The following is a 24,689-nucleotide window of genomic DNA, read 5'->3' on the forward strand; positions in this document are numbered from 1 at the left end:
CGCTCCCTGCTCAGGCCCGGACGGATGCGGCGCCGGTCGCCACGGCGGTGCGCGCCATCGCGAGGTGCGCTCGCGTCATCTCGCTCGCATCGTCGTCGAGCCATTCCAGTCCGCCCCACTCGCTGGTGAAGGTGCCGTCGACGTCGTGACCGGCGAGGGCGGAGAGCTCGGCCGCCACCGCCTCGATGGGGGCGGTCACCCGACCGTCGGTGTCTTCGAGGTCCCAGAACTTGAGGTGGACGGCACCGACGAGGGGAAGGACGTCGCGCAGTTCGACAGCGTCCGAACGCCCGAAGCGCACCAGCATGTCCATGTAGAGCGTGTGCACCGAGTCGGGCACCCCGCCCGTGCGGAGGAGCGTCATCACGGCGTCATGCGTCGACGGATCGCGCCACTCGTCTGTCAGTCGCGCGAGCAGAGCGGCGGGGATGCCGCCGGCTTCCAGCCGGTCGAGATACGTCGGCGGCAGAGCCGGCATGAGCATGCTGATGTCGATCAGGACCCGCACATGCGGGTCGTCGAGCGCGGCGATGGCGTCGTAGTCTGCGGGCTGTGCGGCCGGCGTCTGGCGACCCTGCGCCTCTTCGAACAGCACCAGGTCAAGGTCGTGCAGATGCGGGAGCAGGCGCGTCAGGAGCGCGGTTCCGGCCTGACCGATCGGCAGGCGCACACCGCGCGCGCCCAGCCGATGCGCCGCGCGCAACTGCGGCAGGAGGAACGTGAGCCGTTCCGCGTCGCTCCGCCGCCGGGCGGGGAGAGCCCACTCGTCGATGCTCGCGCCGACGATGCTCACCCGGCCGCCCACGGCCGCGAGATCGTCTCGCAGGGCCTCGGCTTCGGCATCCGTCGGGTCGGGGTACGAACGCCAGAGCTGGCCGAGCTCGACCTCGATGACCGAGGCGATGCCGTCGGACACGATGCTCGTGGCGATGTCGGGAGCAGGGCGCCCGGCCCGCACGATCTCGGAGGACCAGTTGAAGGCGCTCGCCGCGAGGGGCCAGTGGGCGGGGGTGTCTGTCGTCATGTCGTGCTCCCGGTCAGGCGACGTCGCGCGCGAGGTCGAGCGTCGCGCCCTGGCCGGCGACGAGCTCGCGTTCGACGAGGAACGGCAGGCTCAGCGGCGCATCCCCGCCGGTCTGCAAGTAGGGGATGGCGAGCCGGAAGCTCAGCTGCACGCGATGAACGCCGCCACTCAGGGGGTGAGCGAATCGCAGCACCAGCCGATCCTGCACGAACCACCAGCCCGACTCGTGGCCGAGCTGGGCGACGGAGATCAGTCGGTCGCCGAGGACCACCGACGGCGACGGCATCCGGCGTTCGTCGATGCGCACCTCGAGGGCGCTCACGGACGCGAGCGGCAGCGAGCGGATCCAGGGGAGCGATACGCGGAGCACGGTGCTCCCGTGACCGTCGTCGTCCGGGGCATCCGTCCGCAGGGCGTCCGTCGCCAGTGCCTCAAGCACGACCGGCCCTGCCTCGCCGTGCACGACCGTCCCCGCCTCGCCACGCGCGATCGCGGGCCCGGGGTCGTGTGTCCTGCATCATCTTCGACGCCTCTCGTTCGACTTCAGATCAGAACATACATGCTTATGTCTGATTTGTGAAGAAGTGGAACGGGTGCGGAGTCACTCCGCCGAGCGAATGCGCGCGACCGAGGGGCGACCGTCGGCGAACCACCGGGGGAACGTCTCGTCGAAGAGCTCCTCCCGCGCGAGCGCCGCGCCGCCTCGAAGCGGCTCTCGTCGGTCGTTGAGCGAGTTCACGATCGACAGATCGCGAGTCGCGAGCGGGAGCGAGAGCTCGTAGACGCGGTGCCGCACCTCGGCGAGGAACAGCTCGCCTGCGGCGGCCACGGCGCCGCCGATGACGATGATGTTCGGGTTGAACACGTTGACGAGCGTGGCGATCGACTCGCCGGCGACCCGCGCCGACCGCCGGATCAGGGAGATGGCGAGAGCATCGCCGCCCTCGGCGGCTCGGGCGATCGCCTCGGGGGTGATCGCATCGCCGTCGGCCACGCGCTGCGCGAGCATCCCGGTCCCTCCCTCGGCGAGAGCCCGCTCGGCGTCACGCACCAGCGCCCAGCCGCCGGCCACGGCCTCGAGGCATCCGATCTTGCCGCAGCGGCACAGCTCTTCGGAGTCTCGCACCCGCACGTGTCCGATATCGCCCGCGGCGCCGTTCGCCCCGCGGTGCACGCGGCCGCGGGAGAGCAGGCCGGCGCCGATGCCCGAGCCGATCTTGCAGTAGATCAGGTCGATGCTGTCGTTCTCGCGGCGTTCGCGCTCGCTGAAGGCGAGGATGTTGACGTCGTTGTCGACCCAGGTCGGGGCGCCGTACCGGTCTTCGAAGCGGGAGCGGACGTCGAATCCGTTCCAGCCGGGCATGATGGGGGGCGCGACGGGGCGGCCGGTCGCGAAGTCCACGGGCCCTGGCACGCCGACGGTGACGGCCCACACGGGCGCGGCGGATTCGGCATCCTGAGCGAGGAGTCCGTCGACCATCGACATCGCCTCATCGAGAGTCTCCTCCGGGCCTTTCGCGATGTCCCAGGCGCGATGTGATTCGGCCAGGATGTCACCGTCGAGGTCGGTGAGGCCGACGTGGATGTGCAGCGCCCCGAGTGCGCAGACGATCACGCGCCCCCGTTCGGCGCGGAAGCGCAGGGTGCGCGGGGCTCTGCCCCCGGATGACGGGGCGAACTCGGCGTCCTGCAGGAATCCCACCTCGATCGCGTGGTCGATGCGCTGCGCCACCACCCCGCGCCCGAGTCCGGTGACGCGACCGATCTCGGGGCGCGTCACGGCGTCACCGGTGCGAACGAGATTGACGATCCGCAGCAGGCTCGTCATCTCATCTGTCTGCGCGCCGAAGCGGAGGGTGGACTCACTGGCCATACCTGATCTTCACACAGGGAAAGACGAATCCCTCGTTCATCGCACGGCCTATTGTCGAGACCGATCTCACTTAAGTAGGCTTTCGGCAAAAGTGGAGGGGAGCGTCTGCTGCCTTCGAGAGGAGCGCGCTCATGGCGTATCGCGTCGGTGTCCTCGGAGCGGGTCCGGGCGTCTCGGCCCTGCATCTGCCCACCCTCGATCGGCTGCCCGACCTCTTCCGTGTCGTGCACATCGCGGACGGCGGGAGTGGGCGGGCCGAGGCGCTGGCCCGGCGTGCCGGGGCGCGATGGTCGACCGGGACGGCCGAGCTGCTCGCCGATCCCGAGGTCGATGTGGTGGCGATCTGCTCGCCTCCCGAGCGCCATGCCGAGCAGATCCTCGACGCCGTCGCGGCCGGTGCGCGCACGATCCTGTGCGAGAAGCCCCTCGCGCTCACGCACGACGAGGCGGATGCCGTCGTGGATGCCTGTCGGGATGCGGGGGTGGCTCTCGTGGTCGGGACGAACCACCTCTTCGATCCGGCGTGGGGCCGGGCGCGGCACCACATCGCGGCCGAGCAGGCGCCCGTGCGCGCGATCTCGATCACGGTCTCGCTGCCGCCGAACGGGCGATACCACGACGTCGTGACGGAGTCGCTCCCCGGCGCTGTCCCCGCGCGACCCGCCCCCGACTGGCGAGACGCCGGCTTCTCTGCCGCGGTCGTCAGGCAGTTGGTCCTCGGCCTGGGCGTCCATGACCTCCCCCTGCTGCGCGACCTCGCTCCACGGCTCGACCGTGTCGTGTTCGCGCGTCCTCTCGCGCCGATCGGGTACTGCATCGGATTCATCGCCGGGGACGTCCTCCTCCGCCTCTCCGCGGTGATGCTGCCGGCGGGAGCCGATGCCCTCTGGAGACTCACCGTGGCGACAGGGCGCGACCTCGTCGACGTCGAGTTCCCGCCGGCCTTCGTGCACGACGGCAGCGCGCGGGCCCGCGTGCGCCACGTCGATGGGCGCGTCTCGGAGTATCCGCCGCTGCCGGACGACGGGTACGTCGCCGAATGGCGGGTGGTCGCCGCGCTGGCCGGCGGAGTGGAGGCGGTGGAGTACGACGAGATGCTCGCCGATGCGCACTATGCCATCGACCTGGCGGATGCCGCGGCCCTCGCCGTCCGCGAGGGGATGACGCGATGATCGGCGTCAGCGGGGCCGCGCACGGCTATGGCGCGGCCCTCGCGGAGCTGCCGCTGAGTGCGACGGCCGTCGACGACGTCCGCGACGCGATCGCCGTCGTCGACGGAACGGGGGACTGGGCGCAGCGGGCGCGCATGGCGCTGCGGGCCGGGGCGTCGGCGCTCGTGATCGCTCGACCGGGCACGGTCGGTGACGGGGAGCTCGCCGCGCTCGAGGCCCTGGCCGGACGGACCCCGATCGTGCTCGATCGCCCGCGCCTTCGGGCCGACGTCGTCGCGGATGCCGTCGCGGAGGCCGTCCCGGATGCCGTCGGGCCGGACGCCGGGTGGCATGTCAGTGCCGACGCGGTCGCGGTCGAGTCCGAGATCGGCGGGGTGGTGCGCGATGCGATCGGGTGGCTGCGGATCCTGGCCGGCGGGCGGTTGGCGCTGCGTGCGGGGGAGACGCTGCCGCACGGGGTGCTCGCGATGTTCGAGCACCCCGCCTCGGGGCGAGCGGCGGCGCTGACCGCATCCGCTCTGATCGGTCGGGGCGGCGCCAGGCTCCGCGCTCACGCGATCGGCGAGACCCGGATCGAGATCGACCTCGACGCGGCGACGCGCGATCGAACCGTCGTGGTCACGACGGCGGAGGGCGCGCGGCGCGTGCCGCGACGGCACGAGTCGTCCGAGCGGCTCGCGCTGCGACGGGCCGTCGACGCGGTGGTGCACGGGAATCCCCCTGCCGATCTGGATGAGTTCCGGCACGATGCGTACCTCGAAGCGCTGACCTGGGGATAAACCACGCTGATCTCCGGCATAGCCACATCGGGATTCCTGAATAGCCGAGATCCGACGAAAGTAGATCGCGGGGTAGGTCCCACAGCCCCCAGGAAAGGATCGACGATGATCAAGCTTCTCTCCCACCTCTCATACGTGGCGATCACGACGCCCGATGTCGAGGCATCCGTGGAGTTCTACACGACCCAGGTCGGCCTCACCGAGGTGGCTCGCGAGGACGGCAGCGTCTACCTGCGCTGCTGGGGTGACTACTACGCGTATTCCGTGGTCGTCGTCCCCGGCGACGAGCCGTCTCTCGAGACGATGGCCTGGCGCACCTCGAGCGCCGAGGCCCTCGAGGAGGCCGCCAAGCGCATCGAGGCCGCCGGCATCCGAGGCGAGTGGATCGACGGCTTCAAGATCGGCCGCGCGTATCGCTTCACCGGGCCCTTCGGTCACGACATGACCCTGCACTGGGATGTCGAGCGCCACATCTCGACCGCGGATGCCGCCTCGATCTACCCGGACCGTCCGGAGAAGCGCAGCACGATCGCCGGTGCGCCCCGTCAGCTCGACCACGTCACCGTGGCGACGAGCGACGTCGACGCGTTCGTGCAGTGGTACGTCGACGTGCTCGGCTTCCGCTTCATGGCCCGCACCGTGCTCGACGAGGCGCCCATCTCGGTGTTCTCCGTGCTCACGACGAACGAGAAGTCGCACGACCTCGGCGTCGTGCTCGACGGCTCCACGCGCGCAGGGCGCGTCAACCACTACGCGTTCTGGGTCGACACCCGCGAGGAGCTGCTGATCGCGGCCGACACCCTGATGGAGAACGGCGTCCCGATCGAGTACGGGCCCAACATCCACGGCATCGGCGAGCAGACGTTCCTCTACTACCGCGAGCCCTCGACCCTGCGCATCGAGCTCAACACCGGCGGCTACCGCAACTACGTGCCCGACTGGGAGGCGAACACCTGGACGCCTTCGCTCGGCTCGAACAACTTCTATCGCAACGGCGCCATGCCGATGTCGATGACCGAGTCGTTCCCACCGGCCGACGGTCCGAGCGCGACCGAGGAGGGCGTGCCCGACGAGATCAAGGAAGCGCTCTTCAACCCGTACGCCAAGCACGGCCAGGGCTGAGCGGCGCTCCGGGGCGGGCGTCTCCGTCCGCCCCGGGACTCCGTGACGCCATACTGAACGACAGAGGATGGACCGACGATGACGACGACCACAGCCCCCGACGCCCCCTTCGCCCTGGCGCGCTACCGCGAGGAGGGGCGCGTGCGCCTCGGACTCGCGGCCGGCGAGCGCATCCGACCCCTCTCCTCCGACGATCTCGGTGCTGCGGGGCTCAACGACTTCCTCGCGGCTCCCGACTGGGACAGGCTGCACGCCCTCGCCCAGGCCGACGGGCCGTGGATCGCTCTCGCCGACGTCACCCTGACCGCGCCGGTCGAACCGCGCCAGGTGCTGCAGACCGGCGCGAACTACCGTGAGCATGTGATCGAGCTGGTGGCCGCCGGCCTGACGCAGAACTCCGACCGGACTCCGGAGGAGGCGCGGGCGTTCGCGGCGACGATGATGGACGACCGCAAGGCGAACGGCGAGCCGTACTTCTTCATCGGACTTCCGGCCGCGGTCGTCGGCGATGACGTCCCGCTGGTCCTTCCCTCGTACAGCGAGGTGCACGACTGGGAGCTCGAGCTGGCGCTCGTGATCGGCGCGGAGGCGTTCCGGGTCTCGCGCGAGGACGCCTGGGACCACATCGCCGGGTACACGATCGTGAACGACGTCACGACTCGCGACCTCGTCTTCCGCAAGGACATGAAGGAGATCGGGACGGACTGGTACCGCGCCAAGAACGCGCCGGGGTTCCTGCCGACCGGCCCGTTCCTGGTTCCCGCGCACTTCGTCTCGGCAACGGACGCCTCGGTGCGCCTCGACCTCAACGGGCAGACGATGCAGGATGCGACGACCGGCGATCTGCTGTTCGACATCCCCGCACTGCTCTCGGCGGCATCGCAGACCCACCCGCTCTATCCCGGTGATCTGCTGCTCACCGGAAGCCCGGCAGGCAACGGCCAGCACTGGCGGCGCTTCCTCCGCGACGGTGATGTCATGACCGGCACGATCGCGAACCTCGGCACCCAGGTCGTCCGCTGTGTGGCGCCCTCCGAAGACGGGGCCTCCCGATGACGTCGCCGTCGGAGGATCCCGCCGACCTCGATCGGCACGACCCCGAGGCCGAGATCTCCGCGCGCGCGGCCGCTTACCGCAACTGGGGGCGCTGGGGTGACGACGACGTGCTCGGCACCCTCAACTTCATCGACGACGCGACCCGGGCCCGGGCGGCGTCTCTCGTGACATCCGGCCGTGTCGTCTCGCTCTCGCAGCGCTTCGACACCGACGGTCCGCAGAAGGGGTGGCGGCGACGCACCAACCCCGTGCACACGATGACCGACACGGGCGTCGACGCCGAACGCGGCAACCAGGGGTTCCCGCACGGCATCGGCGGCGCCGACGACGTGATCGCGATGCCGCTGCAGTGCTCCACCCAGTGGGACGGACTCGGCCACATCTTCGATCACGGCACCGCCTGGAACGGTCGGCGGGCCGGCGACGTCGTCACCAGCGAGGGCGACCTCGTCACCGGGATCGAGCACGCGGCATCCGTCATCGTCTCGCGGGGCGTGCTGCTCGACGTCGGCCGTCACCTGTTTCCCGAGACGGGCGAGCTGCCCGACGGGCACGCCATCACGGTCGCGGACCTCGAGGGGACGATCGCCGCGCAGGGGGCATCGAGCGCCGTCGGGCGCGGGGACATCGTCGTCGTGCGCACGGGGCAGTATGCGCGCACCCGCCGCGAGGGGTGGGGGGAGTACGCCGGGGGACCCGCTCCCGGACTCTCGCTGACCACCGCCGGCTGGCTGCACCGCACCGAGATCGCCGCGATCGCCACCGACACGTGGGGTTTCGAGGTGCGGCCGAACGAGTTCGACGTGCCCGCCTTCCAGCCGCTGCATCAGGTGGTCATCCCCAACCTCGGGCTCACCATCGGCGAGATGTGGAATCTCGACGAACTCGCCGAGGCCTGCGCCGGGCGCGGTCGGTGGGACTTCCTGCTGTCCGCGCCGCCGCTCCCGATCACCGGGGCGGTCGGCTCGCCCGTGAATCCCGTCGCCATCCTCTAGACCACGAGAACACCGCTCACCCAGAACAAGGAGGTTCTGCTCATGACTGCAGTACAGAAGGTCGCGATCGCCGGCACAGGTGTCGCCGGACTCGCCGCCGCCATCCTGCTCGCGAAGGCGGGCGTCGAGGTCGACGTCTTCGAGGCGAAGGACGCGCCGTCCACCCTCGGTTCGGGCATCTCCCTGCAGGGCAACGCCCTGCGCGTGTTCGACGCACTCGGCGCCTGGGACGAGATCCGTGCGGCGGGCTTCCCGTTCGAAGGGCTCACCCTGCGAGCGCCCGGCCCCGGTGCCCCCGTCGTGGCGGCGCTGCCCGACGTCAAGACGGGAGGCCCGGACTACCCGGCCGCGATGGGCATGCCGCGGGCCGAGCTCACCCGCATCCTGCTCGATCACGCCAGGGCGGCCGGAGCCGAGGTGCGCTTCGGCGCCACGGTGACCGGACTCGAGGCGCGGGGGGCCGACGCGGTCGAGGTCTTCGTCAACGACGAGTCGGTCGGCGACTACGACCTGCTCATCGGCGCCGACGGCCTCCATTCCGCCGTGCGGCAGCTCATCGGCATCGAGACGAAGCCCGAGACCACCGGGATGGGCATCTGGCGCGTCTTCGTCTCGCGCCCCGCGGACGTGGATCGCTCGGAGCTCTACTACGGTGGACCGATGTACATCGCCGGGTACACCCCGACGGGTGACGACAGCATGTACGCGTTCCTCGTGGAGGACGCGCAGGACCGCTTCGATGTCTCGGGAGCCGAGGCCACGCAGATCATGCTCGAGGCGTCACGCGCGTACGACGGGCCGTGGAACTCGATCCGCACCGATCTCGAGGCGGGCGCGGTCGCGAACTACACCTGGTTCACCCAGCACGTCGTGCCCGCGCCCTGGAACCGCGGCCGGGTGATCGTGATCGGCGACGCCGCGCACTCCTGCCCTCCCACCATCGCGCAGGGAGCGGCGCAGGGACTGGAGGACGCCTTCGTGCTCACCGAGCTGCTCACGTCGCGCGATGCCGTGGACGACTCGCTGTTCGACGAGTTCCACGCGCGGCGCCTGCCTCGCGCGCAGGCGGTCGTCGAGGCATCCGTGCAGCTCGGACGCTGGCAGCTCGAGCACGACCGCGAGGCCGATGCGGGCGGGCTCATCTTCGGCATCGCCCAGCAGATGGCGGTGCCGGTATGACGACCGACGTCCACGCCCACGTGCTGCTGCCGTCGCTGCAGGCGGAGATCGAGCGTCGCGTGCCCGAGCTCGTGCGCGAGGCCGCGGCGCTCGAACTCACCAGGAACGGTGCCGAAAGCCTCGCGGTGTCGGGGCCGATGGTGGGCGCGCGCATTCGGAAGCTCACCTCCGCCTCGGTGCGTCTGGCCGACATGGACGCGCAGGGCGTCGACGTGCAGTGGGTCAGCGCCTCTCCCAACCACTTCTACCCGTGGGCGCCCGAGGGGCTGGCCGTCTGGGCGGCGAACGAGGCCAACCGGCTGGTCGCCGCCCACGTGGCGGAAGCGCCGGGGCGGCTGATCGGACTCGGGCTGGTTCCGCTGCAGCACCCGGAGCGCATCGTGGAATGCCTGGATGACGCGGTGCTCGGCCGCGGCCTCGCCGGGGTCGAGATCTCGTCCTTCGCCGGTGACGTGGAGCTCTCTGACGAGCGACTCGAGCCCTTCTGGGCGCGAGCGGCCGAACTCGGCGCCGTGGTCTTCCTGCATCCCTTCGGCTGCAGCCTCGACGAGCGTCTCGACCGCTTCTACCTGTCGAACACGGTCGGCCAGCCCGTCGAGAACGCCGTAGCACTCTCGCACCTCATCTTCGCGGGCGTGCTCGACCGGCATCCGAATCTCACGCTCGTCGCGGCGCACGGCGGGGGGTACCTCCCCTTCGCGATCGGACGGTCGGATCGCGCATGGCGCGTGCGGCCCGAGGCGCAGCGGTGCGAGCACGCGCCGTCGACGTATCTCTCGAAGATCTGGTTCGACACGGTCGTGCACGATGCCGGCGCCCTGCGGCATCTCCTCGGCGCTGCCGGGGAATCGCGCGTGCTGCTCGGCAGCGACTACCCGTTCGACATGGGGCTGGACGATCCGGTCGGCTTCGTACGCGATGCCGGTCTGACGCCCGAGGTGGTCGAAGGGATCCTCGAGGGCAACGCCGCAGCGCTGCTCGGGCGTCGGGTGCCGGCGTGAGGATCGCACGGTGGGTCAGCGGAGGGCGGATCGGCGAGGGATTCGTGGAGGGGGACGGCGTCGTCGCCTTCCCCCGCGGTCTGACGGTGGCGGAGGTGCTCACCGCGGGGCTGGATGCCGCGCGGGCGCTGCACCGCGAGGTCGTCGGCGTCGAGGGGACGGCGCTCGCCGACGTGACCCTGATCGCGCCGCTGGTGCCCGCGTCCGTGCGGGACTTCGTGGCGTTCGAGGAGCACGTCGAGGGCGTCAGCGCCGGCGTCGAGGGGAAGAGCGACGTGGCTCCGGAATGGTTCGAGGCTCCGACGTTCTACTTCGGCAATCCGCACACGATCCTCGGGCCGGCGGATGTGCTGCATCCGCCGGTGACCGAGCGGCTCGACTTCGAGTTGGAGCTCGCCGTGGTGATCGGGGGAGCGCCCGGGGTCGGCGAGTCCAATCTGGATCCGGCGTCGGCCGCGTCGGTCATCTTCGGATACACGGTGATGAACGACTGGTCGGCCCGCGATCTGCAGGCCAGGGAGATGAAGGTGCGGCTCGGGCCGGCGAAGGGCAAGGACTTCGGCATGAGCCTCGGTCCGTGGATCGTCACCGCCGATGAGCTCGATCCCTACCTCGACGACGAGGGCTTCCTGGCGATCCGCGCCGAGGTGTTCGTGAACGACGAGCTCATCGGCGAGGACCTGGTGTCGAACGCCGGCTGGCCTTTTCCCGAGTTCGTCGCCTACGCGTCGCGGAACTCGCGCGTCGTGCCGGGCGACGTGCTCGGCAGCGGAACGGTCGGAAACGGCGGATGCCTGGGTGAGCTGTGGGGGCGCAACGGGGCCCTGACGCCGCCTCCTCTCGTCGAGGGGGACGTGGTGCGGATGGTCGTCGAGGGCGTGGGGGAGCTCGTCGGACGTGTCGGCGCGGCGGTGTCCGCTCCAGGGCTGCCGAGCGCGCGAAGGCGCACTCGCGCCCGGCATCGCACACTTTAGTTGAAATTCGACAAAAGAGTCGATATGCTGGATGCGGCGCCGGGGTTCATCGAACCCGTTCCCGCTCGTGACGTTGCGAGCGGGGCACACGAAGTCGCGTCGACTGCCCGATCGATCGGGTCATCGGTCATGCCTCCACTCTCGCGCCTGCGGCTGCGCCTCCTCGTCGTCTCCCTGCTCACCGTGTCCTTCCTCGGTGCGCTCGACCACACGATCGTCTCGACGTCTCTCGCCACGATCGCCGGAGAACTGGGCGCGCTCGAGCACATGGGGTGGGTCGTCGTCGGCTACACGCTGGCGAGCACGGTGCTCCTGCCGGTGATCGGCAAGCTCGGAGACATGGTCGGACCGAGAGCCGTCTTCGTCACGTCGCTCGTCGTGTTCCTCGCCGCGTCGCTCGCCTGCGGGTTCGCGCAGACGCTTCCCTGGCTGATCGTCGCCCGCGTGCTGCAGGGGATGAGCTCCGCCGGCCTCCAACTGATGTCGCAGACGATCATCGCGCAGGTGACCTCGCCGCGGGAACGCCCCCGCCACATGGCCGTCATCGGTGCCGCCTTTCCGATCGCGATCCTCGTGGGGCCGGTGCTGGGCGGACTGATCACCGACTTCTGGGGGTGGCAGTGGGTCTTCTGGGTGAACATCCCGATCGGCGTGGCCGCACTCGCACTGGCCCTCGTCGCCGTGCCTCGCATCCCCCCGGGCGTGCAGCGCCGCTTCGACGTGGCCGGCGCGATGTCGTTCACGGCGGCGCTCGTGGCGATCGTCCTCGCCGCCTCGTGGATGTCCGATCCGCAGTTGCGCACAGCCACCATCGTGGCCCTCGCCGCCGCTCTCCTCTCGCTCGCGGCCTTCGTCCTCGCCGAGATGCGAGCGGAGGAGCCGATCGTGCCCCTGCGATTCCTCACGAATCGCACCATCGCGGTCGGACTGGCGCTGTCGACGATCATCGGCGTGGGTCTCTTCTCGATCACCGCCTATCTGCCGACGTACGTCCAGATGGCGTATCAGACGACGGCGACCGTGTCGGGACTCGTGCCGATCGCGACGGTGTTCGGGATGCTGCTCAGCAATCTGGCATCCGGCTTCCTCGCGAGCAGATCCGGACACTACCGGATCTACCCCGTGATCGGGACCGCTCTGGGAGCCGTGGGACTGACGGCCATGGCGCTCCTTCCGGCAGGGCTGCCGCTGGGGGTGCCGATGATCGTCATGTTCGTGGTCGGTATCGGCACGGGCGCCTTCATGAGCCTCATCGTCGCCGTGGTGCAGAGCGCCGCTCCGCGCAGCGCCACGGGGGCGATCACCGCGACCGTCAACATCGTGCGCCAGGTCGGGGCGACCGTCACCACCGCGGTGATCGGCGGGGTCGTCGGCTTCGGGGTCGCCGCGCTGCTGCCTGCGGGGCTCGACGCGACAGCGCTGACCCCGCAGTTCGTGCAGGCATCGGACCCGGCTCTGCAGGTCGAGGTCGCGGGCATCTATCACGAGGTGTTCGCCCCCGTGTTCGGCGCGCTCGCGATCGCGTATGCGGTCGGCTTCGTCGTCGCGATCCTCATGCCGCGAGGACGACTGTCCGACGAGCACGACGTCGTCCCGTCCACGGAGTCCGTCACCGCCTGAACCCGTCACCGCCTGAACCCGTCACCGCCTGAAGACACCCGCACCCGGAGGAGAAGCCATGTCCGCCACCCCCACCCGCCCGAGCCAGGCCGGTCCGACCGTCGCGATCGTCGGCAGCGGTCCGATCGGCTCCGCGTACGCCCGCGTGATCCTGCAGAGCCATCCGACCGCCCGGGTGGTGATGTTCGAAGCGGGCCCCCAGATCACCGATCGTCCGGGAGCCAGTGTGCGCAACATCGCGGACCCCGCCGAGAAGGCGAAGGCGCGCGAGATGGCACAGGGGCCGCAGGCCGGCGCATTCCGCGAATCGCTGGGGATTCCGGCAGGGGTGGTCGTCGAGGGCATGTTCACGGCGCGGCAGGGCACCCACCTGCTCGATTTCGGCGGTGAGGGGTCGGCCCACGCGCCGACTTTCCCGGCCGCGGCGGCCGCGACCAACGTCGGCGGTCAGGGGTCGCACTGGACCTGCGCGATCCCCCGGCCCGCTTTCAGCGAGAAGCTCCCGTTCATCCCCGACGACGAATGGGAGGAGCTCATCACCACGGCGGAGGGGCTGCTGCACCACCAGAGCGCGGCCTTCGCGGACTCGCCGATCGGCGGCGCCATCCGCACCCTGCTCGAGGGCGAGTTCGCCGCCGAGCTCCCCGAGGGGTACGGCGTGAGCACGCTGCCGGTGGCCGGTGACCCCCGACCCGACGGCACGATGGTGTGGGCCGGAGCAGACATGGTGCTCGGGCCGCTCATCGAGCAGGGGACCGACGAGAGCGCGCGGTTCGAGCTGCTCGACCTCTCTCTGGTCCGTCGGATCGAGCACGAGGGTGGACGCGCGACCGGAGTGCTGGTCGAAGACCTCCGCACGCGGCAGACGACGTCTGTGCCCGCCGACCTCGTCGTGGTCGCAGCGGATGCCTTCCGCTCGCCCCAGCTGCTCTGGGCGTCGGGCATCCGGCCTGCGGCCCTCGGCCGCTATCTCACCGAGCACCACGTCGTGATCTCGACCGTGTCGCTCGACGGCGAGCGCATGGAGGAGCTGGTCACGGACGATGAGCTGGACCTCGAGCTCGCGCGCCGCGCGATGAACCAGGCCGACCCGGTCGCCGCGGTCAACCGCATTCCGTTCTCCGAGCCGGGGCATCCGTTCTCCCTGCAGGTGATGTACGCGGAGAATCCGCCGTTCCCGTTGGACCCCTCGCACCCGCATGCGGGCAATCGATGGGGATACGTGAACATGGGCTACGGCGTGCGCAAGCATCCGCGTGCCGAGGACGGCGTGCGGTTCGACGACGACGAGCTCGACTATCGCGGTCTGCCGAACATGACGATCGAGTACGCAGTGACGCCGGTGGAGGAGGCGGAGATCGCGGATGCCACCGAGCACCTGCGCCGCGCGGGGAAGGCGCTCGGCACCTTCATCGCCGAACCTCGGCTGCTGCCGAACGGATCGAGCCTGCACTACATGGGGACGATGAGGGCCGGGGCGGTGGACGACGGCACGAGCGTCGCGGACCCGTACTCGCGGGTGTGGGGGTTCGAGAATCTCGTGGTCGGCGGCAATGCGCTGATCCCGACCGCCAACACGATGAATCCGACGCTGACGAGCGTGGCGATCGCGGTGCGGGGCGCGCGGGAGGCCGCGGCACGCCTCTGATCCGCGCCTGACTCCGCCGGGTCGTTCCGAGGATGATCCGGAGCCCGTCCGGTATCCCGAAGGTACGCTGATGACATGTGTGATCACTCGCCGCCGGTCGTCCGCCCGCTGTGGGCGAGCGTCGCCGACGGGTTCTACGTGGGCAGCCGGGAGGGATCGTTCCTCGGCTACATCGACCGTCAGCCCGACGGCGCCTGGCGGGCCTTCGACGCGGCCTCGCGCGTTCTCGGCGACCACGCGGACCACCACCGTGCGATGGCGGCCGTGACGGCAGGTGCAGAAGCCGACGCGGTCGAGAGAGAGCAGGAGGATGCCGGATGACCGACCCGAACCCGCTCGTCTCGCTCGTGTACTGCAGCAGCGCCACCCGCCCGTTCGACGAGCAGGAGCTCGCCGAGCTGCTGACGGTGAGCCGCGCCAGGAACAGCGCTCGCGACATCACCGGGATGCTGCTCTACCGTGGGGGCGAGTTCGTCCAGATCCTGGAGGGCACCCGGTCGGACGTCGACGAGCTGATGGAGAGGATCGGGCGCGATCCGCGGCACCGCGATGTGCGCGTGCTGATCGAGGAGCCCCTGCACGAGCGGCGTTTCGCCGAGTGGACGATGGGCTACCGGTCGCTGGTCGCTGCGGAGCCGGCCATGGCATCGGGGTACCGCGACTCCTTCGACGACCTCCGGGTGGGCGACCACGACATGATCGGCCGGGCGATCATGGAGCTCACGCTGTGGTTCCGCGTGCGGGAGTCGACCCCGTCGCGCGGGTGAGCTCGATCGCGCGACGGTGCGCCGTCTCCGCGATCCAGGTGCTCGCGCTTCCTCCGTACGCGGAGAACTCCCGCGCGTGCGCCCAGACGTGTACGTAGGTCTCCTGCAGCACGTCCTCGGCCGACGGCCGCGACTCGATCACGCTGAGGATGAGTCCGAACACCCGCGCGCACGTGAGGTCGTACAGCTGCGCGAAAGCCGTCTGACTGCCGGATGCGATGTCGACCATCAGGTCGTCTTCGGCCCCCGACGACGAGTCCCCGCCGATGCGGGGAAGAACGCCTCGAATGCTCATGGGTCGATGGTGGCACGCGCCTGTCGACGACGGATGAGTCTTGCGCGGGAGGGCAGCGAGGTGCTAGCCGCGGCGGCGGGGGACTGTGCTCGTCGCGAGCTCAGCCGAGCAGTGTCACGCCGAAGCTCGCGACGACCGTTCGGAGCTCGGCGAGGTAGCGCTGCGCCTGCTCGGTGAGCGGGATCGCGGAGTGCCCGATCCAGCCGATCTCGATGCGCTCGTCGACGTCGAGCGGGATGGCGACGATCTCGGGGTCGAGGTCGTCGCTGATGATTCCCGTCGAGATCGTGTACCCGTCGAGGCCGATCATGAGGTTGAAGATCGTCGCGCGGTCGGAGACCCTGATCTCCCGCGGGCTGGAGAGGGTGGAGAGGATCTCCTCGGCGAAGTAGAAGGAGTTGTTCGCGCCCTGGTCGAACGTCAGCCGCGGCACCTCGGCGAGATCGTCGAGGGTCACCCGCTCCCGCGCGGCGAGGGGGTTCTTGCGCGAGATGAAGATGTGCGGCTCGGCGACGAAGAGCGGGCGGAACGCGAGTCCCGAGTCGCGGAGCAGCTTGTCGATGACGTTGCGGTTGAAGTCGTTGCGGTACAGGATGCCCAGCTCGCTGCGCAGGGTGCGGACGTCTTCGATGATGTCCCACGTGCGCGTCTCCCGCAGTGAGAACTCGTACTCGGCCGCCTCGCTCGCCTTCACCATCCGCACCATCGCGTCGACCGCGAAGGAGTAGTGCTGCGTCGAGACCCCGAGCAGACGGCGAGAAGGCGGTCGGCCGAGGTAGCGCTGTTCGAGCAGCGCGACCTGCTCGACGACCTGCCGGGCGTAGCCGAGGAACTCCACGCCGTCGGTGGTGAGCGTCACTCCGCGGGCCGAGCGGACGAGCAGATCGCGCCCCACTCGGCTCTCGAGGTCCTTCATCGCCGCCGACATGGTGGGCTGCGCGACGTAGAGCAGGTCGGCGGCCGCGCTGATCGACCCCTCCGCAGCGACCTCGATGTAGTAGGTGAGCTGCTGGAGGGTGATGCCGCTCGAACGTCTGGCCATAGTCACAGCCTATGTCTTGGCATAGTCGCGACGCATTACACGATAGGTGCGCTCTGGCCGCACCATGGAGGCACCCCCTTTCCGCGAGGCCGTGTCCGGCCGATCAGCGCACCGATTGGCATCTCATGGCCCACGAGTTCACGTTCCGCATCACGACGACCCGGTTCGACGAGGACTACTCGCCCTCGAACGACTCCCGCATCACCACGAACTTCGCCAACCTGGCGCGCGGCGAGCACCGTCAGCAGAACCTGCACAACGCCCTGACGATGATCGACCGCCGGTTCAACGACCTCGCCCGCTGGGACAACCCGAACGGCGACCGGTACACGCTCGAGCACGAGATCGTCTCGGTCGCGGTGCAGTTCGCCGCCGAGGGCGAAGACCGGGAGTTCCCCCTGCTCGAGGTGCTGGACATCCAGATCGTCGACCGTCTCACCGGCACGCGCACGCACGGGATCGTGGGGAACAACTTCTCGTCGTACGTGCGCGACTACGACTTCAGTGTGCGGCTGCCGGCCGCCAGCGAAGCAGCGGGCGGGTTCGCTCTTCCCGACGACTTCGGCGACCTGCACGGCAAGCTCTTCCAGCACTTCCTCGACTCCGAGGCGTACCGCGAGCGCTTCTCGCTGTCGCCGGTGATCTGCATCAGCGTCTCGACGAGCAAGACCTACCGTCGGACCGACAACCATCACCCGGTGCTCGGCGTCGAGTACGAGCAGAAGGACTCGTCGTTGACCGACGCGTACTTCGGCAAGATGGGCCTCTCGGTCCGGTACTTCATGCCGCGAGGCAGCGTCGCGCCGCTGGCGTTCTATTTCCGCGGCGACCTGCTGAACGACTACACGAACCTCCAGCTCATCGGCACGATCAGCACGATGGAGACGTTCCAGAAGATCTACCGTCCGGAGATCTACAACGCCAACTCGGCCGCGGCGAGCCTCTACCAGCCCAGCCTCGAGCTGCAGGACTACTCGGTGACGAAGATCGCCTACGACCGCGAGGAGCGCAGTCGGCTCGCGACCGAGCAGGGCAGGTTCACCGACGAGCACCTCATGCGTCCGCACGGCGACCTGCTCGAGCAGTGGGCCGCTTCGTACGGCGCCGCCGAGCCCGTCACTGCCGACGACCTGGCCCGTGCCGGCGACCTCGCGCCCGTCGCCTGACCGCCGTCGCCTGACCACTGCCGCACGACCAACGGAGAATCCGCGAACATGAACACGCTTCTGCCCACCTCGATCGTCGGCAGCCTGCCGAAGCCGTCCTGGCTGGCCCAGCCCGAGACGCTGTGGTCGCCGTGGAAGCTCGAGGGAGACGCCCTGAGCGAGGGCACGCAGGATGCGCTGCGCATCGCCGTGCAGGAGCAGCGCACCGCCGGGCTCGACATCATCAGCGACGGCGAGCAGAGTCGCCAGCACTTCGTGACGACCTTCATCGAGCACCTCTCGGGCGTCGACTTCGATCAGCGCGAGACGGTGCGGATCCGTGACCGGTACGACGCCAGTGTGCCGACGATCGTCGGCGCCGTGAGTCGTGAGAAGCCCGTGTTCGTCGACGACGCCAGGTTCCTCCGCCAGCAGACCGATCAGCCGATCAAGTGGGCGCTGCCCGGACCGATGACGATGATCGACACGCTCTACGATCGCCACTACGGCAGCCGCGAGAAGCTGGCGCGGGAATTCGCCACGATCCTCAATCAGGAGGCGAAGGAGCTCGAGGCGGCGGGCGTCGACATCATCCAGTTCGACGAGCCGGCGTTCAACGTCTTCTTCGACGACGTGCGGGACTGGGGCGTGGAGGTGCTCGAGCGAGCGGCCGAGGGGCTGCGCGCGGAGACCGTGGTGCACATCTGCTACGGGTACGGGATCAAGGCGAACACCGACTGGAAAGCGACCCTCGGGGCGGAGTGGCGGCAGTACGAGACGTCGTTCCCGCTGCTGCAGGCCTCGAGCATCGACACCATCTCGCTGGAGAGCCACCACTCGCACGTCCCGCTGGAGCTCATCGACCTCATCCGCGGCAAGAGGGTCATGCTCGGAGCGGTCGACGTCGCCAGCCACACCGTCGAGACGCCGGAGGAGGTCGCCGAGACGCTCCGCGCCGCGCTGCGATTCGTCGACGCGGACAAGCTCGTACCGAGCACGAACTGCGGCCTGGCGCCGCTGCCTCGCGACGTGGCGCGCGGCAAGCTGCGGGCGCTCAGCGCCGGGGCCGCGCTCCTTCGCGACGAGCTCGCTGCCGCGAAGGTCTGAGGCAGGACGCGTCGCGGCGTCGGAGATTTCCTCGGGTTCCGCCCGCCGTCCCGCTAGCGTGGTGCGCAAGCGCGCGAACGCCGCTGCGGGCGGATCGGGGGAACGGGAATGTCTCGACACGAGGATGCCACGAACCGTGCCGGCACGAGCCTGGGCGCCGACACGAACGAGGTGACGAACGCCGACGCTGACACGGACATCAGGATCGGCCTCACGTCAGCCCGCGTCGCCGAGCTGACGGCATCCGGGCAGACGAACGCGTTCGCCGAGGACTCGAGTCGCAGCGCCTGGAACATCGTGCGCGCGAACGTCTTCACCCTGTTCAATGCGATCGTCGGCGGCTGCTTCCTGGTGCTGCTGCTGCTCGGTCGCTGGCAGGATGCGCTGTTCGGGCTCGCCGCGTTCGGCAACGCGATCATCGGATGCTGGCAGGAGTTCCGCGCGAAGGCGGCGCTCGATCGGCTCGCGCTGCTGAACGCGCCGCGCGCGCGCGTGCGTCGGGATGCGCAGGACGTCGAGATCGCTCCGGCCGAGGTCGTGCGCGGCGACGTGCTGGTCCTCCGTGCGGGCGACCAGGTCACGGCCGACGCCGTCGTGCTCGAGCACCGGGCGCTGCAGATCGACGAGTCCATGCTCACCGGTGAGTCGGATGCCGTCGACAAGCAGGACGGCGACGAGGCTCTGTCCGGGTCGATCGTCGTCGCCGGGGAGGGTCTTGCTCGCGCAGTGCGGGTGGGTGCGGACTCGTACGCGAACCGGTTCGCCGCGGAGGCGAAGCGCTTCTCGCTCGTGGCATCCGAGCTGCGCACCTCGATCGACCGCGTGCTGAAGTGGGTCGGGTGGGGGATCGGGCCGATCGGGCTTCTCGTGCTCAACGCCCAGATCATGGTCGCGGGCGGATGGGTGACGGCGTGGACGACCGGCACGTGGACGCAGGCGATCGTCAACACGATCTCGGCGCTGACCGCGATGATCCCGCTCGGACTCGTGCTGATGACGTCGATCGCGTTCGCCGTGGGGGCCGCGCGACTCGCGTCGCGGCAGGTGCTCGTCAACGAGCTCCCCGCCGTCGAGGGGCTGGCGCGTGTGGACGTGATCTGCCTCGACAAGACGGGAACCCTCACCGAGGGCGAGCTCGCCTATCGCGACCTGGTGCTCTTCGATCCGGCGGCCGGCGCCTGGCAGGACGCGCTGTCGTGGTTCGGCGACGCACCGGATGCGAATGCGACCGCCCGCTGCCTGCGGGAGCCCTATCCCGTCGAACGGCCCCGCGACGCGGCGGTCTACATCTCGTTCTCGTCGGCGCGGAAGTGGAGTGCGCTCTCGTTCGCGGATGCCGGAGCGGAGACCTGGGTGCTCGGCGCCCCCGAGATGGTGCTGGGCGATGCCGCGACCGACACCGGCACCGAGGTCGGCGAAGCCGTCACGCGTCTGGCGGCTGAGGGACTGCGCACGCTCGTGCTCGCACGCAGCACCGATCCCTACTCGACGGCCGCACAGGCGGCCGAGTCCCTGCCGACCGGACTGGCGCCGGTGGCGGTGATCACCTTCAGCGAGAGGGTGCGTCCGGATGCCGCGCAGACGCTGGCGTACTTCCGCGCACAGGGCGTGGGCGTGCGCGTCATCTCGGGCGACAATCCGCGCACGGTCGCGGCGATCGCGCGGCAGCTGGGCCTCGACGCCGGGGAGGGCTACGACGCGAGGCGGCTTCCCGACGACGACGTCGAGCTCGGTGCCGTGCTCGACGCGCACACGGTGTTCGGACGGGTGACGCCCGAGCAGAAGAAGCGCATGGTCGTCGCGCTGCAGGCCCGGGGCCACACCGTCGCGATGACCGGCGACGGTGTGAACGACGCCCTGGCGATCAAGACCGCCGACATCGGCATCGCGATGAACTCCGGATCGCCCGCGACCAAGGCCGTCGCCCGACTCGTGCTGCTCGACGGACAGTTCTCGCACCTTCCCGACGTGGTCGCCGAGGGGCGGCAGGTGATCGCGAACATCGAGCGCGTCTCGATGCTGTTCCTCACGAAGACCGTCTACGCGACCACCCTCGCCGTGCTCTTCGGGGTCATGGTGCTCGAATTCCCGTTCCTGCCTCGGCAGCTGTCGATCACCGACGGCCTGACCATCGGCATCCCCGCATTCTTCCTGGCGCTGATGCCGAACACCAGCCGCTACGTGCCGGGGTTCCTGCGTCGATCACTGACCTTCGCGATTCCCGCCGGCCTCCTGATCGCTCTCGCGCTGACGGTGTACACGCGCGCCGCGATGGGTCTCGGCATCACCGAGGCCCAGCTGCGGACCGGATCGACGATCATCCTCGCCATCGTGGGCATCTGGGTGCTCGCGGTACTGGCGCGTCCGCTCGATCGCTACAAGGTGCTCGTGGTCGGCGGCATGTTCGTCGCACTTTCGGTGCTGTTCACGGTTCCGCTCGCCGGCCGGTTCTTCCAGCTGGTCGATCCCGGTGAGGACGCGGCGTACCTGATCGCCGGAATCACGATCGTCACGATCCTCGCGATCGAGGTGGTGCGGATCGTGCACCGGCGGATCCTCGCCCGGACGTCAGCCCGCGAAGAACCGGCGGCTGGCGGGCGGCGCCCAGACCGCCGCGAGGACCAGCAGCTCGAGCACTGACTGCACGAGCACCGCCCAATCCCACGTGGTGGTGAGGGCGGTGATGACGTGCAGCACGAGCTGGATCCCGACGTAGATCGTCAGCAGCAGGCGGGCGAGCCGACTGCCCCGACCGATCGCGGCGGCGACGGCGATCGTCAGCAGGCCGAAGAGGATCACGGCTGCCCCGACGAGCGAGACGGCGAGCACATCGGCATCGGGCACCTGGTAGCGGCTGAGGAGCACCGCGAGACCGAGGAGTGCGTTCGACAGTCCGCTCACCACCACCAGGACCACGACGATGATGACGATGACGGGTCGCGTCGGCGTCGCGCTGCGCTGGGTCTCGGACTCCACGCGATCACTGTACAAGCGATGCCGTCGTCCGTGAGCGCTACGCCGCGATGAGTCGCGACGACAGCGCGCGGATCCTCAGGCCCAGGGTCTCGAACGCGTCGTCGAAGGCGGCGGGGGTGCCTGCGCGGGCGGGGTCGCGCACCGACCAGTGCAGGTCGTCGCGAGGCAGGTCGTCGCGGGTGAGCAGGATTTCGTGGGCGTCGTCGCAGACGGTGATCACGAGGTCGCCCTCGGCGCGGACCTCGTCGATGTGGCGGGGCGGGCGGCTCTGATCGATCGCGAGGCCGTGGCGTGCCGCGGCTGCAATGGCCTGCGGATTCACGGTCGCCGCGGGGCGGGTGCCTGCGGAGGCGACGTCGACCGGGCTCACATCGCGCCAGATGGTCTCGGCGAGCTGCGACCGGGCGGAGTTCGCGGTGCAGACGAACAGCACGCGCCGCGGGGGAGCGACGCTGGGCGGTGCGAGCGTGTCGAAGATCTCGGGGCGGAGTCCGATGTAGCTGCGGCGCCGGTCGAACTCCGAGCGGGCGCGGCTGATGATCTGCGCCGACTCCAGGACTCCGAGGTGGTGCGCGATGAGGTTCGATCGCAGATCGAGGGCTGTGCCGATCTCGGAGGACGACAGATCGCCGAGCGTGAGCAGGTCGACGATGCGCAGGCGCGTCTGGTCGGCGAGGGCCGCGAAGATCGCGGCGCGGCGTTCGAGCTCAGTCATCGCTCCCATCCATACCACGGGAGAATCGTCGTGTCCATGACTATTGACTCAGTGCTCATTGACCATATCGTTGTCGTCGCGAGGTCGCAGGGGCGGCCTCGGGGAGGAATGGACACCATGGGAATCGGAACCGGAATCGCGCTCGTCGTCATCGGAGCGATCCTCGTCTTCGCGCTCAACATCGACACCGGCGGCTACGTCGACCTCGACCTGATCGGCTACATCCTCATGATCGCCGGAGCCCTGGTGTTCCTGATCAGCCTCGTGCTCGTGATGCGCAGTCGTCGCGTCGAGACGGTGGACCGCACCGCCGTCGACCCGGCCACCGGTGAGCGGGTCACCCGCCGCAGCATGCGCAACAACGACCCCCTCGCCTGATCCGTCGTGGCAGACGTCGCCCGCGGCACCACGGCCCTGGTCTGGGGTGTCGCGGCGACCCTCGCCTTCGTCGCGCTCCGCGCCGTCGTCGCGATCGGCGGGCATGAGCCGCTGCCGATCGACCACGAGTGGAACGACCTCATGGGGGCCCTCACCAGTGACGTCTGGATCGTCGTGGCGTGGGTGCCCGCCATCGTCGGCGGCACGATCGGCATGATCGTGATCGACGCCGTGCTGATCGTCTGGCTCCTCTGGCGACGACGGCGGTGGGATGCCGCGACGCTCGCGATCGCCATGGTCGCCGTGGTCGCGATCGGCGCCACGATGGCCGCCGTGATCGGCCGCACGCGCCCCGAGGACTCTCTCGCCGAGAGCGTCGCGACGTCGTTCCCCTCCGGGCACACGGCCGTCGCGACCACCGTGGTGGTGATCCTCGGCCTCATCTTCCGGCGCTGGTACGTCTGGACGCTGGGCGCGGTGTGGGTGCTCACGATGATGTGGAGCCGCACCTACCTGCACGCGCACTGGCTGAGCGATGTGGTGGCCGGGATGCTCGAGGGCGTCGCCGTCGCGACCGTCGTCTGGGCGTGCATCGCGCTCTGGCGGACCCGCCGTGCCGCGCGTGCGAGCGCCGAGACATCGGAAGATCCCCCGCGGGCAGACCCGTCCCGCGCAGAACCCATCGAAAGAAGTGCGCCATGATGAACACCCGTGCGTCGGCATCGTCGACGGCCCGAGCAGCGCAGGACTCCACGGCATTCCGGATCCTCGCCCGTGTCGGCTACGTCGTCCTCGGCATCCTGCACATCCTCATCGGAGGCATCGCGATCTCGATCGCGACCGGCGGCGGTGGCGAGAACGCCGACCAGGGCGGTGCCCTGCAGCAGATCCAGCAGACGCCGGCAGGGGTCTTCCTGCTGTGGCTGATCGTGCTGGGGCTGCTCGCCCTCGCGATCTGGCAGATCGCCGAGGCCGTCGTCGAGCGCGACCCCGACACGAAGAAGAAGTGGGCGCATCGGGTGAAGTTCCTCGGCACGGCCGCCGCGTACCTGGCGATCGGCGGCACGGCGCTGGTCTACGCGATGGGTGGCCAGTCGCAGTCGTCCGAGTCGTCGCAGTCGTTCAGCGCCCAGCTGCTGGCGGTGCCCGCCGGTGTCGCGCTGCTGGTGCTGGTCGGGCTCGTCGTCGCCGCGATCGGCATCGCGTTCATCGTGCAGGGCATCACCCGGGCCTTCGAGAAGAAGCTCTCCCTCCCCGGCGGCACCGCGCGGTCGGGGATCGTCGCATTCGGCATCGCGGGCTACATCGCGAAGGGGATCGCCGTCGGTGTGGCGGGAGTGCTCTTCGTGATCGCCGCGCTCACGCACGACCCCGAGACGGCGGGCGGCATGGACTCCGCGCTGCGCGCGCTCGCCGGACTGCCCTTCGGAGTCGTGATCCTGTGGGTCGTGGGTGCGGGCCTCGTGCTCTACGGCCTGTTCTGCATCGCCCGCGCACGCTACGCGCGGATGTGACGCCCGCGGCCGGTCGCTGTCATCCCGCGACGAGGGTCGGCGTGCGCGCCCGCTCGCTCTGACCGGTCCGCCTGCTCTGATCGGTCCGGTTGCACACAGGCGTGTCCGCCTGCACTGACCGGTCGCTGAGGTTCGGGGGTTCATCCGGCGCCTGCCCTCGCGGGGCTTGTCCGGGTGGTGTCGTCGGGCAGTCCCCTGTCGGGGAGGCTAGGCGCCGGTGTGCGCCATTCCTGGTGGGGGTCCCACCAGGGGGGTCCTTGGATTTGGGGGGTGCCGTTGTGCATGCGGATGTGCCATCCGGATCCGT

At 69.8% G+C, this 24,689-nt stretch carries 25 protein-coding genes; 18 read left to right on the plus strand and 7 right to left on the minus strand.

Going from position 1 to position 24,689, the window contains the following annotated elements; all coding sequences use genetic code 11:
- Window positions 1-10: 10 nt before the first annotated feature.
- The 3 genes from HWD99_RS17645 to HWD99_RS17655 all read right to left on the minus strand — a co-directional run bounded on the left by HWD99_RS17645 (window position 11) and on the right by HWD99_RS17655 (window position 2,897).
- On the minus strand, window positions 11-1,024 hold the full coding sequence (locus HWD99_RS17645) for a restriction endonuclease subunit R (RefSeq protein WP_241797500.1): 1,014 nt from the start codon (window positions 1,022-1,024) through the stop codon (window positions 11-13).
- Between the two features lie 13 nt (window positions 1,025-1,037).
- Window positions 1,038-1,463, minus strand: a complete 426-nt coding sequence (locus HWD99_RS17650; protein ID WP_241797501.1) for a hypothetical protein — start codon at window positions 1,461-1,463, stop codon at window positions 1,038-1,040.
- Between the two features lie 162 nt (window positions 1,464-1,625).
- Complete coding sequence (locus HWD99_RS17655) at window positions 1,626-2,897, minus strand: ROK family protein (RefSeq protein ID WP_241797502.1); 1,272 nt, start codon at window positions 2,895-2,897, stop codon at window positions 1,626-1,628.
- A 131-nt stretch (window positions 2,898-3,028) separates the two neighbouring features.
- Between HWD99_RS17655 and HWD99_RS17660 the strand changes: the two genes are divergently transcribed.
- The 12 genes from HWD99_RS17660 to HWD99_RS17715 all read left to right on the plus strand — a co-directional run bounded on the left by HWD99_RS17660 (window position 3,029) and on the right by HWD99_RS17715 (window position 15,210).
- Window positions 3,029-4,069, plus strand: coding sequence for a Gfo/Idh/MocA family protein (locus HWD99_RS17660; protein WP_241797503.1), 1,041 nt, complete (start codon window positions 3,029-3,031; stop codon window positions 4,067-4,069).
- Entirely contained in the window at window positions 4,066-4,848 is a 783-nt protein-coding gene (locus HWD99_RS17665) for a hypothetical protein (RefSeq protein WP_241797504.1), read from the plus strand. The genes HWD99_RS17660 and HWD99_RS17665 overlap by 4 nt, the downstream gene beginning before the upstream one ends.
- A 105-nt stretch (window positions 4,849-4,953) precedes the next feature.
- Window positions 4,954-5,970: a VOC family protein gene (locus HWD99_RS17670; protein ID WP_241797505.1), complete on the plus strand. Its 1,017-nt coding sequence runs from the start codon at window positions 4,954-4,956 to the stop codon at window positions 5,968-5,970.
- A gap of 78 nt (window positions 5,971-6,048) precedes the next feature.
- Entirely contained in the window at window positions 6,049-7,026 is a 978-nt protein-coding gene (locus tag HWD99_RS17675; RefSeq protein WP_241797506.1) for a fumarylacetoacetate hydrolase family protein, read from the plus strand.
- The gene (locus tag HWD99_RS17680) at window positions 7,023-8,021 is read left to right on the plus strand and encodes a cyclase family protein (RefSeq protein WP_241797507.1); all 999 of its coding nucleotides are present in this window, start codon (window positions 7,023-7,025) and stop codon (window positions 8,019-8,021) included. The genes HWD99_RS17675 and HWD99_RS17680 overlap by 4 nt, the downstream gene beginning before the upstream one ends.
- 42 nt (window positions 8,022-8,063) lie before the next feature.
- Entirely contained in the window at window positions 8,064-9,200 is a 1,137-nt protein-coding gene (locus tag HWD99_RS17685; RefSeq protein WP_241797508.1) for an FAD-dependent monooxygenase, read from the plus strand.
- Window positions 9,197-10,201 carry an amidohydrolase family protein gene (locus HWD99_RS17690; RefSeq protein WP_241797509.1) on the plus strand — a complete coding sequence of 335 codons (1,005 nt, stop codon included), beginning with the start codon at window positions 9,197-9,199 and terminating at the stop codon, window positions 10,199-10,201. Before HWD99_RS17685 ends, HWD99_RS17690 begins: the two co-directional genes overlap by 4 nt.
- Entirely contained in the window at window positions 10,198-11,175 is a 978-nt protein-coding gene (locus HWD99_RS17695) for a fumarylacetoacetate hydrolase family protein (protein WP_241797510.1), read from the plus strand. Before HWD99_RS17690 ends, HWD99_RS17695 begins: the two co-directional genes overlap by 4 nt.
- A 129-nt stretch (window positions 11,176-11,304) precedes the next feature.
- Window positions 11,305-12,795 (plus strand): MFS transporter, encoded by a 1,491-nt coding sequence (locus tag HWD99_RS17700; protein WP_241797511.1) that lies wholly within the window; start codon window positions 11,305-11,307, stop codon window positions 12,793-12,795.
- A gap of 58 nt (window positions 12,796-12,853) precedes the next feature.
- Complete coding sequence (locus tag HWD99_RS17705) at window positions 12,854-14,443, plus strand: GMC oxidoreductase (protein WP_241797512.1); 1,590 nt, start codon at window positions 12,854-12,856, stop codon at window positions 14,441-14,443.
- Between the two features lie 75 nt (window positions 14,444-14,518).
- The gene (locus tag HWD99_RS17710; RefSeq protein ID WP_241797513.1) at window positions 14,519-14,764 is read left to right on the plus strand and encodes a hypothetical protein; all 246 of its coding nucleotides are present in this window, start codon (window positions 14,519-14,521) and stop codon (window positions 14,762-14,764) included.
- Window positions 14,761-15,210 carry a BLUF domain-containing protein gene (locus tag HWD99_RS17715; RefSeq protein WP_241797514.1) on the plus strand — a complete coding sequence of 150 codons (450 nt, stop codon included), beginning with the start codon at window positions 14,761-14,763 and terminating at the stop codon, window positions 15,208-15,210. Before HWD99_RS17710 ends, HWD99_RS17715 begins: the two co-directional genes overlap by 4 nt.
- On the opposite strand, the gene HWD99_RS17720 is transcribed toward HWD99_RS17715, so the two are convergent.
- Window positions 15,164-15,505, minus strand: a complete 342-nt coding sequence (locus HWD99_RS17720; protein ID WP_241797515.1) for a sigma factor — start codon at window positions 15,503-15,505, stop codon at window positions 15,164-15,166. The two genes, HWD99_RS17715 and HWD99_RS17720, sit on opposite strands and share 47 nt — an antisense overlap.
- Before the next feature lie 100 nt (window positions 15,506-15,605).
- Window positions 15,606-16,547, minus strand: coding sequence for a LysR family transcriptional regulator (locus tag HWD99_RS17725; protein WP_241797516.1), 942 nt, complete (start codon window positions 16,545-16,547; stop codon window positions 15,606-15,608).
- Window positions 16,548-16,672: 125 nt separating this feature from the next.
- Here HWD99_RS17725 and HWD99_RS17730 point away from each other — a divergent pair, with 125 nt between their 5' ends.
- The 3 genes from HWD99_RS17730 (at window position 16,673) to HWD99_RS17740 (ending at window position 21,439) form a co-directional block, all read left to right on the plus strand.
- Complete coding sequence (locus HWD99_RS17730) at window positions 16,673-17,713, plus strand: DUF1852 domain-containing protein (RefSeq protein ID WP_241797517.1); 1,041 nt, start codon at window positions 16,673-16,675, stop codon at window positions 17,711-17,713.
- A gap of 48 nt (window positions 17,714-17,761) precedes the next feature.
- Complete coding sequence (locus HWD99_RS17735) at window positions 17,762-18,799, plus strand: methionine synthase (RefSeq protein WP_241797518.1); 1,038 nt, start codon at window positions 17,762-17,764, stop codon at window positions 18,797-18,799.
- Window positions 18,800-18,907: 108 nt separating this feature from the next.
- Window positions 18,908-21,439, plus strand: coding sequence for an HAD-IC family P-type ATPase (locus tag HWD99_RS17740; protein ID WP_241797519.1), 2,532 nt, complete (start codon window positions 18,908-18,910; stop codon window positions 21,437-21,439).
- On the opposite strand, the gene HWD99_RS17745 is transcribed toward HWD99_RS17740, so the two are convergent.
- Window positions 21,368-21,775, minus strand: a complete 408-nt coding sequence (locus HWD99_RS17745) for a hypothetical protein (protein WP_241797520.1) — start codon at window positions 21,773-21,775, stop codon at window positions 21,368-21,370. The genes HWD99_RS17740 and HWD99_RS17745 overlap by 72 nt on opposite strands.
- 37 nt (window positions 21,776-21,812) lie before the next feature.
- Window positions 21,813-22,490, minus strand: coding sequence for an ArsR family transcriptional regulator (locus HWD99_RS17750; protein WP_241797521.1), 678 nt, complete (start codon window positions 22,488-22,490; stop codon window positions 21,813-21,815).
- 117 nt (window positions 22,491-22,607) lie between these two features.
- Between HWD99_RS17750 and HWD99_RS17755 the strand changes: the two genes are divergently transcribed.
- From HWD99_RS17755 to HWD99_RS17765, 3 genes are read left to right on the plus strand one after another with little or no spacing between them, the layout of a single operon-like run.
- Window positions 22,608-22,868 (plus strand): DUF6458 family protein, encoded by a 261-nt coding sequence (locus HWD99_RS17755; RefSeq protein ID WP_241797522.1) that lies wholly within the window; start codon window positions 22,608-22,610, stop codon window positions 22,866-22,868.
- 6 nt (window positions 22,869-22,874) lie between these two features.
- Entirely contained in the window at window positions 22,875-23,570 is a 696-nt protein-coding gene (locus HWD99_RS17760; RefSeq protein WP_241797523.1) for a phosphatase PAP2 family protein, read from the plus strand.
- Window positions 23,567-24,382, plus strand: a complete 816-nt coding sequence (locus HWD99_RS17765; RefSeq protein ID WP_241797524.1) for a DUF1206 domain-containing protein — start codon at window positions 23,567-23,569, stop codon at window positions 24,380-24,382. The genes HWD99_RS17760 and HWD99_RS17765 overlap by 4 nt, the downstream gene beginning before the upstream one ends.
- Window positions 24,383-24,689: the final 307 nt, after the last annotated feature.

Origin of the sequence: Microbacterium sp. C5A9 (assembly GCF_022627955.1) — a bacterium.
Taxonomy (GTDB): Bacteria; Actinomycetota; Actinomycetes; order Actinomycetales; family Microbacteriaceae; genus Microbacterium.